Source organism: Clostridium sp. 'deep sea' (assembly GCF_014931565.1).
Taxonomy (GTDB): Bacteria; Bacillota; UBA994; order PWPR01; family PWPR01.
The window spans coordinates 519,370-533,933 of sequence record NZ_CP063353.1; the positions used below are offsets into that span (position 1 = coordinate 519,370).

A 14,564-nucleotide genomic window follows, 5' to 3' on the forward strand; every position below is an offset into this window, starting at 1 on the left:
TACTAGGTACTGCCGTTTTTTTATTTAATATAATTTTATTAGGTAACGATTTGCTTTAGCAGATTTTAATTAGTAAAATATGGAGGCTATTATGAAGAAAAGAGCAAGGGCAGGAACAAACAGTAAAAATAGTAGAGCTAGAACTAAAAGAGGTAGAACCAATAGCTATAAATCCTACAACCCAAAGTATACAACAGAATACGATGTTTTTGATGAAAACAAAACGCAAGAATTTTATAATAAAAAGCATATAGCGAATAAAACAAAGTCTTATAGAAATTATAATGGTTATAATCAAGATTATAACGATTTTGCCCATGATAATAATAGAAATAGGGGTAGAAATAATAAAAATGGATTTTACAATCTTAAAAGAACTGGCATATTTAACCTGGCAATGAGAGGCTTTAGACAAGTAGCAAAAGAAGGGATTTTTACCTTAAAGGATATTTTGTTAGGCAAGATAAAGTAGAAGGGTAATATAAGCAGTTTTCGATAGTACTTATAACAGATTTAACACTAAAAAAATTATTTATAAATCATCACTAGTTTATTGGGACAAATACTGTGCTTGTACATATAATGTACAGAAAGAAAATATAGGAGGATGAAAATGAGTCGTTACTGCTATTTTTTACCTCGTAGAAGGCGTAAAAGACGTAGAAGACGTCGTTATGCTTATTGCGTTTCTAAAGGCAGAGTTTATAAACATATAGGCAAATATTATTTTACAATGTATAGTAAGTGTTATCGTAAAACAGTCCAAAAAACGAGACCATATTACCTAGGAGATCCAGAAGCACCTATAACAGACCCTCTTATAATAGATGACAGCCAAATCCCCATAACAACTGAGTAATTTATGATATATAATTATGAGCTATCCACTAATATTAGTTGATAGCTCTGTTTGTAATTCATAATATTAAAATAACTAGTTACATGGCATCTATATTAGCTATTAGCTCATCACTCATATGTCCAAAATCTAGTGCAACTTTATCTAAAGATGTAGCTATTTTTACGCATATTGGAATAGCCGCAACACCAGCTGCTACAAGAGCAATATCAAAATCATAGTCTGCGACTATCGAAAAAATTCTATCTAAATCGTATAGTTTTTTTACTGGAGATATACCCGCAATACAATTATAGCCTTTACTGTTTAAAATAGCTTTTAACTCAAGAGCAGTGTTACCAATTGTAATTATTTTTTTATCAATTAGTAAATCTTTTAAATAGTTTTGTTTAGCTAATCTGTAGTTTATAACAGAGTGAGTTAATTTTGCTTTTAAAGGGGGTTTATTCAGCATTATTTGACCTAAAATAAAATCACAATCAGGAAAACCCCTGCCAAAAGGCATGCCAACCCAGTCTGCCTTATACATGGCATCTAACACTAAGTCTTTGGCACTGTAATCAGGAATTTTATTTAAGTGTTTCCATAACATGTGGCCACGTAGCTTAACTAGTTTGGTTGGAATTGTTTGTTGGGCCATAACCATTAGTTCACCATCACCAACACGTATTATTGATAAACCAGTCTTATTTTTAAGAGCTTCACCAATATCTTTAGCAACGGCACTATCTGGTTGAATTTGTTCTTTCAATTTTGCTAAATAGTTAGCAATATTTTTCTTTTGTTTGTCATTGAAGGACCAAGCATAACTAAAGCCTTGACCAAAGCTTTCGGGAATAATGCTTCTTTTTCCCCAAACAAAACCTTCGTCAAAGCCATTCTTATATCCTATATCATGACCTTTATCATATCCTTTATCATACTTAGTTTTCATAATCATACCTTCTTATAATTAGTTAAGGCCAATAGGCAATATCTTATTAACAAGCTGGGTTCTTATTTCTTGTATATCTATAACTATATTATTGCTTTGCTGTAAAGTCTCAAGCGTACTCCATTTATGAGGTATTATACCTAATAAACAAATTTTATTTTGGCAATCATGATTTTTAGCATTCCTGCATATTACTCTATTTTCAGTAAAATAGCTAATAATATGACTGGCATTTTCATCATAGATATAAAACTCACTTAAATCATTTAACCTCCAAATAAACTTAGAATTAATAAGATTTTTAGGTACTGTTTGCAAACCAATATCTGTAAAAATGTTATTATTATAAAGAAAACTATTTAAACTAAACATTAAATCCGATTGTATTAAACTTGGCATTAGTATAACATCTGTTTTTCGTAAGGTGCTTATCATTCCTTTATAGTCATTGTTACGATTTATATCACTAAAAAAATCATTAGTAGACAATATACTAAAGGTTTTTTTGGCATTAAATGACTCAACGATTCTATTAAAAATAGCTTTGTAATTCAGTGGAATTATAGATATATCTTTCGTAAATTTGTTAAATAGCTCTATAAAGTGTTGTTTATTGATTGTTAATATTAAATTAGAAAAAAGCTCTTTAGATAACTGAGAATTGAAGAGTAGAGTACTTAAATTATCTTTTTGTAATTTTTCACACTCAAAAAGCCCTCTTTCGTAACCTAAATCATAACCAACATTAAAACCCCGATCAAAGCCATTATCAAAATCTGAGTTTTTACTCATTAACTAGCTCCCTTTTTCTGCCTAAATCTGTTCTACCACCTCGCCAATTAGTTTTAAAAAGGTAGTAGTTAATTGCCTCTAAGTGGTCACCAATTATTAGCTCTTCAGCTAAGTCAATCCCATTATTTTGGTGAATTTGTGGTCTTATAATATTGGGTTTAAATACATCTACAGTAGAAATAGCTTGAATATTTAAGTCATTTAATGCTGCTTTAACTAATGCTTTAGGTGGTATAGCAAATGACTTTGCTGTTAGTATATTAACCGCTTTACGACTAAGAGCATGGGGTACAGCAGTTAACGAATTTATGCCTAAATAGCTTCTATCTATAATTAAGTTTAGCGTATACTTTAAGATACTAATTTTATCAAGCTTCGCATATTTTGAGTACAGTGGGTTTAAATCATTTAAGGCAATATCAACACCATTTGCAACAGCATAAATAAAAGGCTTTAAATCCTCTGGCTGTAATACAAAATCAGCATCTAGTACAATATTAATATCACCAGGGGCATGTTTAAGACCAATAGAACGACCAACATCATAACCAAGGGCATATTTAAATTCAATGACCTCAGCCCCACAGTTTAAAGCTAAAAGTGCGGTATTATCTGTACAGCCATTGGCAACAACAATAACCTTGTGAACACCAGCTTTAAAGGCATTTTCAATTACATTTACAATCGTAGCCTCTTCATTTTTAGCTGCAATAAAGGCATGAATAGTAGTGTCAACCTGTACAGTAGGAGGGTACTGATTTTTTTTGGCATAATAGGTTAAATCGCTCGGTAAAATACTTCTCATTCCTGCAATTTTTCCTTTTTGATACACAGACTTTATAAACTCAGAGTCTTTATTTTTACTTAATATAGGAAAATTATCTGATACCTCTAAATTGTTTTTTTGTCTTTGTTTGGATCTTCTTGAAAAGCCACGTTTCCTCATTTTAACTCTCCTTTCCCTAAAGTAGAAATAAAATGATTATTATAACTCTCTAGCACCCCTCTTGCATCAATTATAGCTTTTTCACTTTTAAGCAGATAACTATAATTAAAGTTGTCGTGGTTAGTTAAGATAATTATTATATTTGACCAATCAATCCAGTTTTTCAAATCGCTTTGATAAACCTGCATTTGTTTATTGTTTATATTTACCTCCCTAATATAAGGATCAAATAACTTAAACTCAATATTTTGTTTATGCAATGAACTGGCGATATCTAAACTTGGAGATAGCCTGCTATCAGCTACATTTTTTTTATAAGAAACACCAAGTATTAGAACCCTTAACTCATCTCTACTAATTAGCTTATTGTTTATTACCAAATTTACGATATGTTTTGGCATGTTTTCATTAACAGATTTTGAAACATTTATAAGGCTACTCTCTTGGTTAATTTTACGTAGAGTATGCTGCATATACCAAGGATTAACTGGTATGCATGAGCCTCCTACTCCAGGACCAGGATAAAAAGCTAAATAACCAAAGGGTTTGGTAGCGGCAGCGTTAATAATCTCCCAAATATTGAGTCCTAATTTCTCGGCTGCTAATGCCATTTCATTAACATAAGCAATATTTATATATCTAAAAGTGTTTTCAAAAAGCTTCGTAAATTCAGCTGTTTCTAAAGAGCTTACAGGATGAATATTATCAAATATATTTATATATAGTTCAGAAATACTTATAACACAGTTTGTTGTTAAACCACTGACTACCTTTGGAATGTTTTTGAGAAAATACTTTTTATTACTAGGGTCAATTCGTTCTGGTGAAAACCCTACAAAAAAATCTATACCTGCACTTAGCCCAGATTGTTCTAAAAGACTAACTAAGTCTCTGGTACATCCAGGATAGGTACTGCTTTCATAGATAATAGTTGTATTTTTTGTTAGTTTATTTCTAATAGCTGTTGTAGCACTTAGTAAATGTGTAGTGACAGGATTTTTATTATCATCAATCATTGTTGGTACACACACAATAATCACATCAGAAATAGCCAAACACTCACTAGAGTCTGTGAGCCTTAAGCTACCCTGCTCAATATATTTCTCTAAGGATTTTTTATCATAGTCAAAAGAAAAAGAGTTTCTATTATGAATATCTTCTATTCTTTTTTTACTAATATCATAACCAATAACATTAAATCCTTTGCTTGCAATAAGAACAAGTAAAGGAAGTCCAACATATCCTAAACCAACAACAGTTATAACTTTATTATTATTTTTAGTTTTCATTAGTAACACCTACAATACAACTTATGCAACTTGTACAATATATGTCTCAATAAATTAATGAATTAGGGGAGAAAAATGAGTATAACTTGTAGTATATTAATGTCAGCCTATAACTCAGAAAAATATATTGCCATTGCGACTACAAGTGTTTTAAATCAAACTGAAAAAAACTGGGAGTTAATAATACTAGATGATGGTAGTACTGATTTCACACCAGAGATAGCCTCAAGTTTTAAAGATAAAAGAATAATAGTTTACCGCAAATTACTAAACGAAGGCAAAGCAAAGGCTATGGATTTTGGTTTAAAGCAGTGTAAAGGGAGATATGTTTTGGAGTTAGACGCAGATGATTGGCTTGAGCCAAATTGTTTAAACACCTTAATAAATGTAATGAATAACCAGCCAGCTGATGTAGGAATGATCTATGGACACAGAAATGTATACAAAGACACAAACGATACAGCTATTTATAAAAGAGTCTTAAAAGGACCTGAGATAAAAGATAAATATCACTTTCTAAGCAAAATGATTGCCCTTGGACCACGGTTTTATAAAGCATCAGTATTAAGAGAATGTGGTGGGTGGCAGATAGAGCCTTGGGGAGATGGTCGATTATATGAGGATGTAGATGTGATACTGCGTATTATGGAAAAATACAAAGTTGTAAATATAGGTTATACAGGATACAATATACGTAGACATCATAATAACATTACTAAAATAAATAGAAAAAACTGGTTTGGTACCATGAAAAAACTGGTAGAATATTACATTTCAAGATGGGGAGATGAAGTTACAGTAACCTTTGATGATAGACATAATAAAGTATATTTTATAAATCAATAAACATTGAATAAAGAATCACTATTATGGTGGTTCTTTTTTTTTAAAGATATCTTTAAAATTTTGCTGTCTAGATTAAGCTTGATAAGTCTAAACTTGTTTTAAGGCCATATTTTTGATATCATCAAGGAGTAAAAATATATTTTAAAATTGCTATATTAATTTTAATAAAACGGAGGCACATAATGGAAAAGCAGAAAGCTTTAGATATGGCTTTACGCCAAATTGAAAAACAATTTGGCAAAGGTAGTATAATGAAGTTAGGCGATAATACAAAATTGCTTAATATAAACGTTATTCCTACTGGCTGTATAGATATTGATGTTGCTTTGGGTGTTGGAGGAGTTCCACGTGGACGAATTATAGAGCTGTATGGACCAGAGTCATCAGGAAAAACTACCGTTGCCTTACATATGTTAGCTAGTGCGCAACAAAATGGTGGAATGGTAGCGTTTATTGATGCAGAACATGCTCTAGATCCTGTTTATGCCCAGAGACTTGGAGTGGATGTAGATAATTTATTAGTATCTCAACCTGATTCTGGAGAGCAAGCTCTTGAAATTACCGAGACTTTAGTTAGAAGTAATGCTATTGATATGATTGTTATTGACTCAGTAGCTGCACTTGTACCAAGAGCTGAATTAGAAGGAGATATGGGAGATTCTCATGTTGGTTTACACGCTAGATTAATGTCTCAAGCAATGAGAAAATTAACTGGTGTTATTAATAAATCTAAAACAGTAGTAATCTTTATTAACCAAATTCGTGAAAAAGTTGGCGTAATGTTTGGTAATCCAGAAACAACTACTGGCGGAAGAGCCTTAAAATTCTATTCTTCAGTGCGTTTAGAAGTTAGAAGGTCTAGTCAAATAAAAAATGGTACAGATGTTATTGGAAATAGAACCAGAATAAAAATAGTTAAAAATAAAGTTGCTCCACCATTTAGATTGGCTGAATTTGACATTATGTATGGTGAAGGAATTTCGCTTAATGGAAGTATTTTAGACAAAGCTGTAGAGATAGGTTTGGTTAACAAAGCGGGTTCATGGTATTCGTATGAAAGTGAGCGATTAGGGCAAGGACGCGAAAACACTAAGAATTACCTAAAAGAGAACCCGGAATTTGCAGCTATGTTAGAAAAGAAAGTAAGGGTGCATTTTGGCTTAGAAAAAGAGGACAGTGAAGTTACGGATTCTAAGTAATGTGCAGTTCTAATCAGGAATATTCAAAAGCATTGAAGTATTGCTTGAACATACTGAGTAAGCGTGACTACTCAAGAAGGCGGATATTTGAGAAGCTACAAAAAAGAGGATATTCAAAAAAACAATAAATCAAATTATTGATTATTTAGCTGAAATGAAATATTTAGATGAGGCTAGGGCTGTCGAAAATTTAATTTATTTTAAATTAGAGCATAAACATTGGGGCCCATATAAGATTAAAAATAGTCTTTATACAAAAGGGTATGAACTAGAAATAATTAATATAGCTCTAAATAGTATTGAAAATGAACAATTATTACATTGTTGCAAGAGTGCAATCAAGGATTACGGAAAACATAATTTGAATATGAAACCCGATAAGTTATATAGATTTTTATTTAATAGAGGATTTTCTGATTCTATCATAAAGCAATGTTTACCGGATTGATCTTGCAATGATGATTAAATATTGAAAGGGTATAAGAAATGCAAGAATATATGATATATATATACATTGCCGGTAGTCTTTTTGGCGGTTTGATTATAGGTTTTTTAGTAAGAAAATATATTGCTGAAGCAAGAATATCAACAGCTGAAAATGCTGCTAACCGAATTATTGAGGAAGCTAACAGAGAAGCTGAAGCTAGACTCCGTGAAGCAATGGTAATGTCTAAAGAAGAGATACATGCATTAAGGACAGAGTTTGATCGTGAAACAAAGAGTCGTAAGTCAGAGCTTTTTAAGTTAGAGCAAAGACTAATTCTAAAAGATGAAGTACAAGAAAAAAAAGCACAGTCATTAGAGAAAAAAGAAGAGCAAATAGCTCGTAAAAATGACAAACTAAAAAATCAACTAGAAGAAGCTGAAGTTATGCGTGAAAAACAGCTTCATGAGTTGGAGCGTATTGCCCGCATGTCTACTGACGAAGCCAGAAATATTTTGTTAGATAAAATAAAAGCCGAAGTTAGATATGAGGCTGCTCATTTTATTAGAGATTCGGAGTCTAAAGCAAAACTAGAGGCGGAAAAACGTGCTCGTGAAATTATTACAACAGCTATACAAAGATGTGCTGCTGACCATGTTACTGAAACCACCGTATCTGTAGTAGAGCTTCCTAATGATGAAATGAAGGGCAGAATTATAGGTAGAGAAGGCCGTAATATTAGAACCTTTGAGACTCTAACTGGTGTTGATTTAATTATAGATGATACTCCAGAGGCTGTAGTATTATCTGCTTTTGATCCAGTTAGAAGAGAAATTGCCCGTTTAGCTTTAGAACGATTAGTTTCCGATGGTAGAATCCATCCAGCAAGAATTGAAGAGATGGTTACCAGAGCTAAAAAGGATGTTGCCTCTTTAATAAGAGAAGAGGGAGAAAAAGCAATTTTTGATGCTGGTATTCATAGTATGCATCCAGAGTTAGTGAGATTATTAGGTAGGCTTAAGTTTAGAACAAGTTATGGTCAAAATGTGTTAAATCACTCATTAGAGGTAGCTCATTTATGTGGATTAATGGCTGCTGAACTTAATTTAGATGTTAGATTAGCTAAAAGAGCAGGTTTATTGCATGATATAGGTAAAGCCCTTGATCATGAAATAGAGGGGCCACATGCGTCTATTGGTGCTGATGTTCTTAAAAAATATGGTGAGCATAAAAAGGTTATTCATGCCGCTGCATCACATCACGGTGATATAGAGCTTACTAATATCGAAGACGTGTTAGTACAGGCTGCAGACGCAATTTCAGCCGCCAGACCAGGTGCTAGAAGAGAATCTCTAGAGAATTATATTAAGAGATTACAAGGATTAGAAGATATAGCAACATCAATTGATGGAGTAGATAAGAGTTTTGCTATACAGGCTGGTCGTGAGATTAGAATTATGGTTAAGCCCAATGTAATTGGTGATAACGAATCAATAATTGTAGCTAGAGAAGTAGCCAAAAAGATTGAAGAAGGACTAGAATATCCTGGTCAAATAAAGGTAACCGTAATAAGAGAAACACGGGCAGTAGAGTACGCTAAATAAAACAAACTATTAAGTTTAAAACAGCAATTAAGCAGTTTATTTAATAAAACATGCCACCTTTTTAGGGGTGGCTTTTTTATTATGTAATATTTAAACTTTAATAGTTGGTTATTTTTACTTCGGGATATAAAGTTGACGGATAATCAAGTAATGGTGATGTTTTATTCTTTAAATTCTTATTAAAAAAATTAACAATATAATCATTCATTATCTCTACTTGCTGCTTACAATTTATGCTTCCTAAAAATCCTGTTAATTTACCTAAAACAGGCAGAAGAGAATTTACATCACAAAAATTCATATGTTCTGTATTTTTAATTTGCACAAATAAATAATTATTTTCTTTTTCTGAATATCCATAACGAATATATTCTCCATACTTTTCGGTGGTTAAAATCATAAATGGTTGCAGTATATCATTATTTAGAGCATCTCCAAAAGGCGAGCCATCCATATTAATAAAGGTTTTTACTCTTTTATCATCTAAACAAAGCTGTCCTACAGCAGCACCACCAAAGGAGTGCCCAAAAGCTCCTATGTTCGACATATCTAGTTTTCCAAAAAAAATACTATCTGTTATACCACTATTCATATCGTTTATCTTGTTAATAATAAACTGCATATCTTTGCTCCATATTTTAACACTTTTATTATTTACCTCAGCGTTTCTAATAAGTGTTTTTACATATTCAGGACTTTCTTTGTTTGTAACTGTATCTTTGGCTATATTTATCGCATTTTTATAATCAGAGCTTAATTCTGCAGCCTGTTTCTGACTATATGGAATTATTTTTCCGTTAGGATATAGGCATGCAAAATCCTCATAAGGGTGACTTACTGCAAACACGATATATCCTTCACTTGCTAGCTCCTGCATTTGAATAGTATTTTGCCCATTAAACATTGCCCCTCCACAAGAAAAAAGTATAACTGGATAGCTTTTTGCTTTATTGGAAATACCTGCGTTAAGATAACTATGGGTTTTAACTAATGAAAAATGATTAAAAATATTTGGCAAACCTCTATATTTAGAGAAAAAGTTCATAGCCTCACTGCTAATCCAGTTAACACGTTTTTTGTTTTTAGTATCTTCTGTAGGATACCAAACTTGAACAGGTATAGTTCGATTTTCATCTAAAGATGAAAATTGCTCTTGACGTGAGCAATCAGTAAAAGACAGATACTTAGTACCTACATAGTAAGCTCCCTTTGGTTTTGGAAGGTTAACAACAGGAAACAAAAAAGGTAAAGCAACAGAGAATATAGTTATAGGCAATAATAGTATCAGTGTAACAAGCTTTATAGTTCTATGAGACTTAAGGTTTGGTAAAAATAATTTAACTATTTTGCATGCTAAAATGAGCACTGTCAGCATTATAGCTGGAACAATGTGTACACGATACCCTTCAAACATAATGCTAAGTATAGCTACCATAGTTGTAACTAAAAGAAATATAATATTCTTTTTTTTATTACTTTTATATATAAACAGTTTTAAATACGACACAAGAACTAAGGCAACAAAAATGATTTCTAATACTCTCATAAAATCTTCCTTTCAGAACAATATAATATATTTTATTTACAATATATTAGCAAAACATTCTTGTGACTGCCTGTATTCTACCTTAAGAGAGCCTTAAGTATTAGGAGAGATAAATATGATATAATCGGAAAAGAAGAGGGGGAAGTAAAGTGAGTCATTTAAATAAAAGCATTCTTTTAATAGATGATGAGCCACAAATAATTAAGTTACTTGAAACAATTCTAAGAAAAGATGGCTTTAATCAGATATTTTCTGCTTTAACTGTTGCAGAAGCAAGGTCTATTATAACAAATAAAAACCCTGATATTGTTGTACTTGATATAATGCTTCCAGATGGTGATGGTTTTTCATTTATAAATGAAATAAAAAGATTTCGAGATATACCGGTACTGTTTCTTACAGCAAGGGGTGAAGCAGATGATCGGGTTTTAGGACTAGGTCTTGGAGCCGATGACTACATTGTTAAACCGTTTATGCCTCGTGAGCTTGCTTTAAGAATTAAAGCTATTTTGAAACGAACCTATTCACATGGTATAGAAAAAAAACAAGCAATAATAAATCTGCCAGCCTGCATTATTAATTTGAATAAAGCTGAAGTAATAAAGGGCAATGAAACAATTCAACTTACTGCCAAAGAGCATGCAATATTATCTATGTTGTATGAAAATTTAAATAGCATTATTACCTTAGATAGCTTATGTCAAGCTGCATGGGATGATAACTCTTATGGCTATGAAAACACACTAATGGTACATATTCGTCATATACGTGAAAAAATTGAAGAAATTCCATCTAAGCCTGTTTCTCTAGTTACTGTAAGGGGGCTTGGCTATAAGTTAGTGGTGTAGAATAGGAAAAATTATATGGATAATAAATCACTTAAGATTATAATAAAACATCTTATAAGCATTGTTATTATTGTATTTATTATGCTTATATTGAATTATGGATTCTTTATATGTGTTGTGAGATATAGTCCTATAGCAAAGGTACCTAAAAATACTGTAAAAATAATTGCAGAAGAGTTTAAACAACATAAACAATTAACAGCTAAAACAAAAAAAATGATTTTCAATAACAATCTTTGGGTTCAGTTGATTGATTCTAAAGGACATGTGATTGACTATTATAATCAGCCTAACGATATATACAATTTTTATTCTCTACTTGATATTGCAAAGCTATCTAAAAGCTATTTAAATGATTATCCAGTGTATGTTTGGAAAAGTGATAATAATATTGTATTACTAGGTTACCCTAAAAATTCAATAACAAAATATAATTGGTTTTTTCCAACTAATACCATAAATAATTTACCGGTTACTTTGGTAGTTCTGATGTTTATTAACTTAATTATCACCATAGTATTGTCAATTCTTTTGAGTAGAAAGCTAACAAAGCCTTTAAGCGATATTATACAGGGTATTTCTGCTTTAACTACAGAACAGCAAGTTCATTTAGAGGAAAAAGGAATTTTTACAGACCTAGCCCAAAATATAAACCATACTTCCGAAATGATACGTGACAAGAATAATAAAATTAGGCTTCGTAATACCGCTGTTTCAAACTGGTTAACAGGAATCTCACATGATTTAAGAACACCATTGTCGATGATTTTAGGGTACTCAGCGTTAATAGAAGAAGACGCTGATTCAACGCAAGAAATGCAGTCACAGGCCAGGATTATTAAAGAAAATGCTGTACGTATACGTAACTTGATTACAGGTTTAAACCTAGCTAGCTCTTTACAATATGAGATAATGCCATTAAAACTGTCACAGGTAAAGCTAAGTAGTATTATCAGAAAAGCTGTTGCAGATTGTATAAATAGTGGTGTTCTAAAAAAAAGTAACATAACCTTAGTTATTGAAGATGAGTATCTAACAGCTTTAATAGATGAATCCCTATTGTTAAGGGCATTAGTTAACTTAATAACAAATAGTGTGAAACACAATAAAGAGGACTGCAAAATTACAGTAACAATCATAGCTACAAGTATTGAAGGGGCATTATATGCTTCCATAATAGTTTCAGATACCGGAACAGGTATGTCACAAGATAAAATTGATAGGATTCATAGCTATGATTATTTTAATGCTTGGGTGAGCCAAACAAATGGTCTAGGACTTGTGATTGTAAAAAGCATTATTGAGACATTTAAAGGTAACTTAACCATTGAAGCTGAAGAAGGAAAAGGTACAAAAATTACAATGAGAATACCAGTTGATGAAAACAATAATTAATAAACAAAGTAATGCTAGGTTTTATTTACTCTGTTTATAAAAACAAAGACCAAAACTGCATTTTAACACGCTAAAATATATTTCACGAGCAATTAATAGTTCAAGCTGACAAAATGGCTTATAAAGGCATTTGTGAGCTTTGTAGCTAATGTTAATACCAAATTTTAAGTTAATAATTGAGGTTTACATTCGTAGGGGCTGTATGCTACGAAGTCGTTACGCTAATGAAGAGTGCTTTGCACATGAAGTTTGCCTGTTGGCAAATGAAGTACGCTATCGCGTATTAAGAACAGGGGAGAGGGGTAATGTATAATAATAAAAAAACAACCGTAATTTACGGTTGTTTTTTATGTATGGTGCGAGTGAAGGGACTCGAACCCCCACGCCTTGCGGCACTAGATCCTAAGTCTAGCGCGTCTGCCAATTTCGCCACACTCGCATATTGTATGGCTGGGGCTATAGGATTTGAACCTATGAATGCCGGAGTCAAAGTCCGGTGCCTTAACCACTTGGCCAAGCCCCAAAGTTAATATGGTGGAGAGAACTGGATTCGAACCAGTGTAAGCTTCGCTAACGGATTTACAGTCCGCCCCCTTTAGCCACTCGGGCATCTCTCCTTATGGAGCCAATGATGGGACTCGAACCCGCAACCTGCCGATTACAAGTCGGCTGCTCTTCCAATTGAGCTACATTGGCATATATTAACTTTTATGGTGGGCCCACATGGATTCGAACCAGGAACCGTTCGGTTATGAGCCGAATGCTCTACCCTTGAGCTATGGGCCCTTGTGGTGACCCCAACGGGATTCGAACCCGTGTCTACAGCGTGAAAGGCTGTTGTGTTAACCGCTTCACTATGGGGCCATATAAGGTACTGGTCGGGGCACCAGGATTTGAACCTGGGGCCTCCTGCTCCCAAGGCAGGCGCGCTACCAAGCTGCGCTATACCCCGTTGCCAGCGAGAGTAATTATACAACAGGATTTTGAAGTATGTCAACTATTTTTACAAAAATATTTTTTTCGACCTAAAAAAACACGAAATACGCTAATTTGTCGAAATGTAACGATAGTTATAAATTGCTGTTATATCTTATTAATAGTAATATAAATTTATAAGAAAGATTTAGCGGGGGTATTAAATTGGCAGTTAGTATAAAAAAATATTCTAGTATTGATAATAATTTAGAAGACAATGAATTAATATTAAAAGCACAAAATGGCTGTGAAGAGTCAAACGAATTTTTGCTGAAGAAGTACAAGTCATTAGTTAAATTAAAAGCTCAACCCTATTTTATTATGGGAGGAGATTATGAAGACCTTGTTCAAGAGGGATTAATTGGTTTATATAAAGCCATTAGAGATTATTTACCAAAAAAGCAAATTCCTTTTCGAGCATTTGCAGAGATTTGTATAACACGCCAAATAATAACAGCTATAAAAACTGCTAACAGGCAAAAACACTTACCTCTAAACTATTATATTTCTTTACATAAACCCGTTTATAGTGTAGATGATACCGACCGTACTTGGATAGATGTTATTGAAAGTAACAATAAATATAACCCAGAGGTACTGGTGGCCAACAAAGATGAGCTTGATGGTATTATGCAAACAATGAATAGAATACTAAGCGACTTTGAGTTTAATAGTGTTTGATTTATACTAAGCGACTTTGAGTTTAAAGTGTTTGATTTATATATTAATAAATCATCTTATAGAGAAATCGCTAATATCTTAAAAACCTCTACTAAAGCTGTAGACAATGCTTTATGCAGAATAAAAAGAAAAATTAACTTGTATTTAACTGCCTAAATTAATATTATAAACAAAAGGGCTAGCCTATAGATTTAAACCTATAGGGCTAGCCCTTTTAATATATACT

At 32.4% G+C, this 14,564-nt stretch carries 12 protein-coding genes, 7 tRNA genes and 1 pseudogene; 8 read left to right on the top strand and 12 right to left on the bottom strand.

Translation table 11 applies throughout. From position 1 onward, the window contains the following. Nucleotides 1-91 precede the first annotated feature (91 nt). Both IMX26_RS02470 and IMX26_RS02475 read left to right on the top strand, forming a co-directional pair. Nucleotides 92-472, top strand: a complete 381-nt coding sequence (locus IMX26_RS02470) for a hypothetical protein (RefSeq protein ID WP_195160130.1) — start codon at nucleotides 92-94, stop codon at nucleotides 470-472. Nucleotides 473-613: 141 nt separating this feature from the next. Beyond that, entirely contained in the window at nucleotides 614-859 is a 246-nt protein-coding gene (locus tag IMX26_RS02475; RefSeq protein WP_195160131.1) for a hypothetical protein, read from the top strand. A 79-nt stretch (nucleotides 860-938) separates the two neighbouring features. Here IMX26_RS02475 and IMX26_RS02480 read toward each other — a convergent pair whose 3' ends face one another. From IMX26_RS02480 to IMX26_RS02495, 4 genes are read right to left on the bottom strand one after another with little or no spacing between them, the layout of a single operon-like run. Beyond that, on the bottom strand, nucleotides 939-1,793 hold the full coding sequence (locus IMX26_RS02480; RefSeq protein WP_195160132.1) for a GT-D fold domain-containing glycosyltransferase: 855 nt from the start codon (nucleotides 1,791-1,793) through the stop codon (nucleotides 939-941). A gap of 18 nt (nucleotides 1,794-1,811) precedes the next feature. Further along, nucleotides 1,812-2,585 (bottom strand): hypothetical protein, encoded by a 774-nt coding sequence (locus IMX26_RS02485; RefSeq protein ID WP_195160133.1) that lies wholly within the window; start codon nucleotides 2,583-2,585, stop codon nucleotides 1,812-1,814. After that, the gene (locus IMX26_RS02490) at nucleotides 2,578-3,531 is read right to left on the bottom strand and encodes a glycosyltransferase (RefSeq protein WP_195160134.1); all 954 of its coding nucleotides are present in this window, start codon (nucleotides 3,529-3,531) and stop codon (nucleotides 2,578-2,580) included. The genes IMX26_RS02485 and IMX26_RS02490 overlap by 8 nt, the downstream gene beginning before the upstream one ends. Continuing rightward, a complete protein-coding gene (locus IMX26_RS02495) occupies nucleotides 3,528-4,820 on the bottom strand; it encodes a nucleotide sugar dehydrogenase (RefSeq protein WP_195160135.1) in 1,293 nt (430 codons plus the stop codon). The genes IMX26_RS02490 and IMX26_RS02495 overlap by 4 nt, the downstream gene beginning before the upstream one ends. A gap of 75 nt (nucleotides 4,821-4,895) precedes the next feature. Between IMX26_RS02495 and IMX26_RS02500 the strand changes: the two genes are divergently transcribed. The 3 genes from IMX26_RS02500 (at nucleotide 4,896) to rny (ending at nucleotide 8,893) form a co-directional block, all read left to right on the top strand. Continuing rightward, complete coding sequence (locus tag IMX26_RS02500) at nucleotides 4,896-5,666, top strand: glycosyltransferase family 2 protein (protein ID WP_195160136.1); 771 nt, start codon at nucleotides 4,896-4,898, stop codon at nucleotides 5,664-5,666. 182 nt (nucleotides 5,667-5,848) lie between these two features. Continuing rightward, a complete protein-coding gene (gene recA, locus IMX26_RS02505; RefSeq protein WP_195160137.1) occupies nucleotides 5,849-6,865 on the top strand; it encodes a recombinase RecA in 1,017 nt (338 codons plus the stop codon). A gap of 486 nt (nucleotides 6,866-7,351) precedes the next feature. Beyond that, the gene (rny, locus tag IMX26_RS02515; protein ID WP_195160138.1) at nucleotides 7,352-8,893 is read left to right on the top strand and encodes a ribonuclease Y; all 1,542 of its coding nucleotides are present in this window, start codon (nucleotides 7,352-7,354) and stop codon (nucleotides 8,891-8,893) included. A gap of 97 nt (nucleotides 8,894-8,990) precedes the next feature. Here the strand turns inward: rny and IMX26_RS02520 are convergent, their stop codons facing one another. Further along, complete coding sequence (locus IMX26_RS02520) at nucleotides 8,991-10,439, bottom strand: isoform II (protein WP_195160139.1); 1,449 nt, start codon at nucleotides 10,437-10,439, stop codon at nucleotides 8,991-8,993. Between the two features lie 149 nt (nucleotides 10,440-10,588). Here IMX26_RS02520 and IMX26_RS02525 point away from each other — a divergent pair, with 149 nt between their 5' ends. Beyond that, nucleotides 10,589-11,287 carry a response regulator transcription factor gene (locus IMX26_RS02525; RefSeq protein WP_195160140.1) on the top strand — a complete coding sequence of 233 codons (699 nt, stop codon included), beginning with the start codon at nucleotides 10,589-10,591 and terminating at the stop codon, nucleotides 11,285-11,287. A gap of 15 nt (nucleotides 11,288-11,302) precedes the next feature. Next, nucleotides 11,303-12,682, top strand: coding sequence for a HAMP domain-containing sensor histidine kinase (locus tag IMX26_RS02530; protein ID WP_195160141.1), 1,380 nt, complete (start codon nucleotides 11,303-11,305; stop codon nucleotides 12,680-12,682). A gap of 354 nt (nucleotides 12,683-13,036) precedes the next feature. Here IMX26_RS02530 and IMX26_RS02535 read toward each other — a convergent pair. From IMX26_RS02535 to IMX26_RS02565, 7 genes are all read right to left on the bottom strand, one after another. Beyond that, nucleotides 13,037-13,121: transfer RNA gene (locus tag IMX26_RS02535), tRNA-Leu, on the bottom strand. Nucleotides 13,122-13,129: 8 nt separating this feature from the next. Continuing rightward, nucleotides 13,130-13,205 (bottom strand) — tRNA-Gln (locus IMX26_RS02540). A 9-nt stretch (nucleotides 13,206-13,214) separates the two neighbouring features. After that, a tRNA-Tyr gene (locus IMX26_RS02545) sits at nucleotides 13,215-13,299 on the bottom strand. A gap of 3 nt (nucleotides 13,300-13,302) precedes the next feature. Further along, nucleotides 13,303-13,378: transfer RNA gene (locus tag IMX26_RS02550), tRNA-Thr, on the bottom strand. A gap of 15 nt (nucleotides 13,379-13,393) precedes the next feature. Beyond that, nucleotides 13,394-13,468: transfer RNA gene (locus IMX26_RS02555), tRNA-Ile, on the bottom strand. Between the two features lie 3 nt (nucleotides 13,469-13,471). After that, a tRNA-Glu gene (locus IMX26_RS02560) sits at nucleotides 13,472-13,546 on the bottom strand. Between the two features lie 11 nt (nucleotides 13,547-13,557). Then, nucleotides 13,558-13,634: transfer RNA gene (locus tag IMX26_RS02565), tRNA-Pro, on the bottom strand. Nucleotides 13,635-13,822: 188 nt separating this feature from the next. Here IMX26_RS02565 and sigH point away from each other — a divergent pair. Then, a pseudogene (sigH, locus tag IMX26_RS02570) lies at nucleotides 13,823-14,494 on the top strand (RNA polymerase sporulation sigma factor SigH). Nucleotides 14,495-14,564: the final 70 nt, after the last annotated feature.

What these genes read in the sequence shown, in the direction of transcription:
- IMX26_RS02495 (WP_195160135.1), bottom strand. Translation starts at nt 4,820, where the DNA reads ATGAAAACTAAAAATAATAATAAAGTTATAACTGTTGTTGGTTTAGGA.
- IMX26_RS02485 (WP_195160133.1), bottom strand. Translation starts at nt 2,585, where the DNA reads ATGAGTAAAAACTCAGATTTTGATAATGGCTTTGATCGGGGTTTTAAT.
- recA (WP_195160137.1), top strand. Translation starts at nt 5,849, where the DNA reads ATGGAAAAGCAGAAAGCTTTAGATATGGCTTTACGCCAAATTGAAAAA.
- IMX26_RS02500 (WP_195160136.1), top strand. Translation starts at nt 4,896, where the DNA reads ATGAGTATAACTTGTAGTATATTAATGTCAGCCTATAACTCAGAAAAA.
- IMX26_RS02530 (WP_195160141.1), top strand. Translation starts at nt 11,303, where the DNA reads ATGGATAATAAATCACTTAAGATTATAATAAAACATCTTATAAGCATT.
- IMX26_RS02470 (WP_195160130.1), top strand. Translation starts at nt 92, where the DNA reads ATGAAGAAAAGAGCAAGGGCAGGAACAAACAGTAAAAATAGTAGAGCT.
- rny (WP_195160138.1), top strand. Translation starts at nt 7,352, where the DNA reads ATGCAAGAATATATGATATATATATACATTGCCGGTAGTCTTTTTGGC.
- IMX26_RS02520 (WP_195160139.1), bottom strand. Translation starts at nt 10,439, where the DNA reads ATGAGAGTATTAGAAATCATTTTTGTTGCCTTAGTTCTTGTGTCGTAT.
- IMX26_RS02490 (WP_195160134.1), bottom strand. Translation starts at nt 3,531, where the DNA reads ATGAGGAAACGTGGCTTTTCAAGAAGATCCAAACAAAGACAAAAAAAC.
- IMX26_RS02475 (WP_195160131.1), top strand. Translation starts at nt 614, where the DNA reads ATGAGTCGTTACTGCTATTTTTTACCTCGTAGAAGGCGTAAAAGACGT.
- IMX26_RS02480 (WP_195160132.1), bottom strand. Translation starts at nt 1,793, where the DNA reads ATGAAAACTAAGTATGATAAAGGATATGATAAAGGTCATGATATAGGA.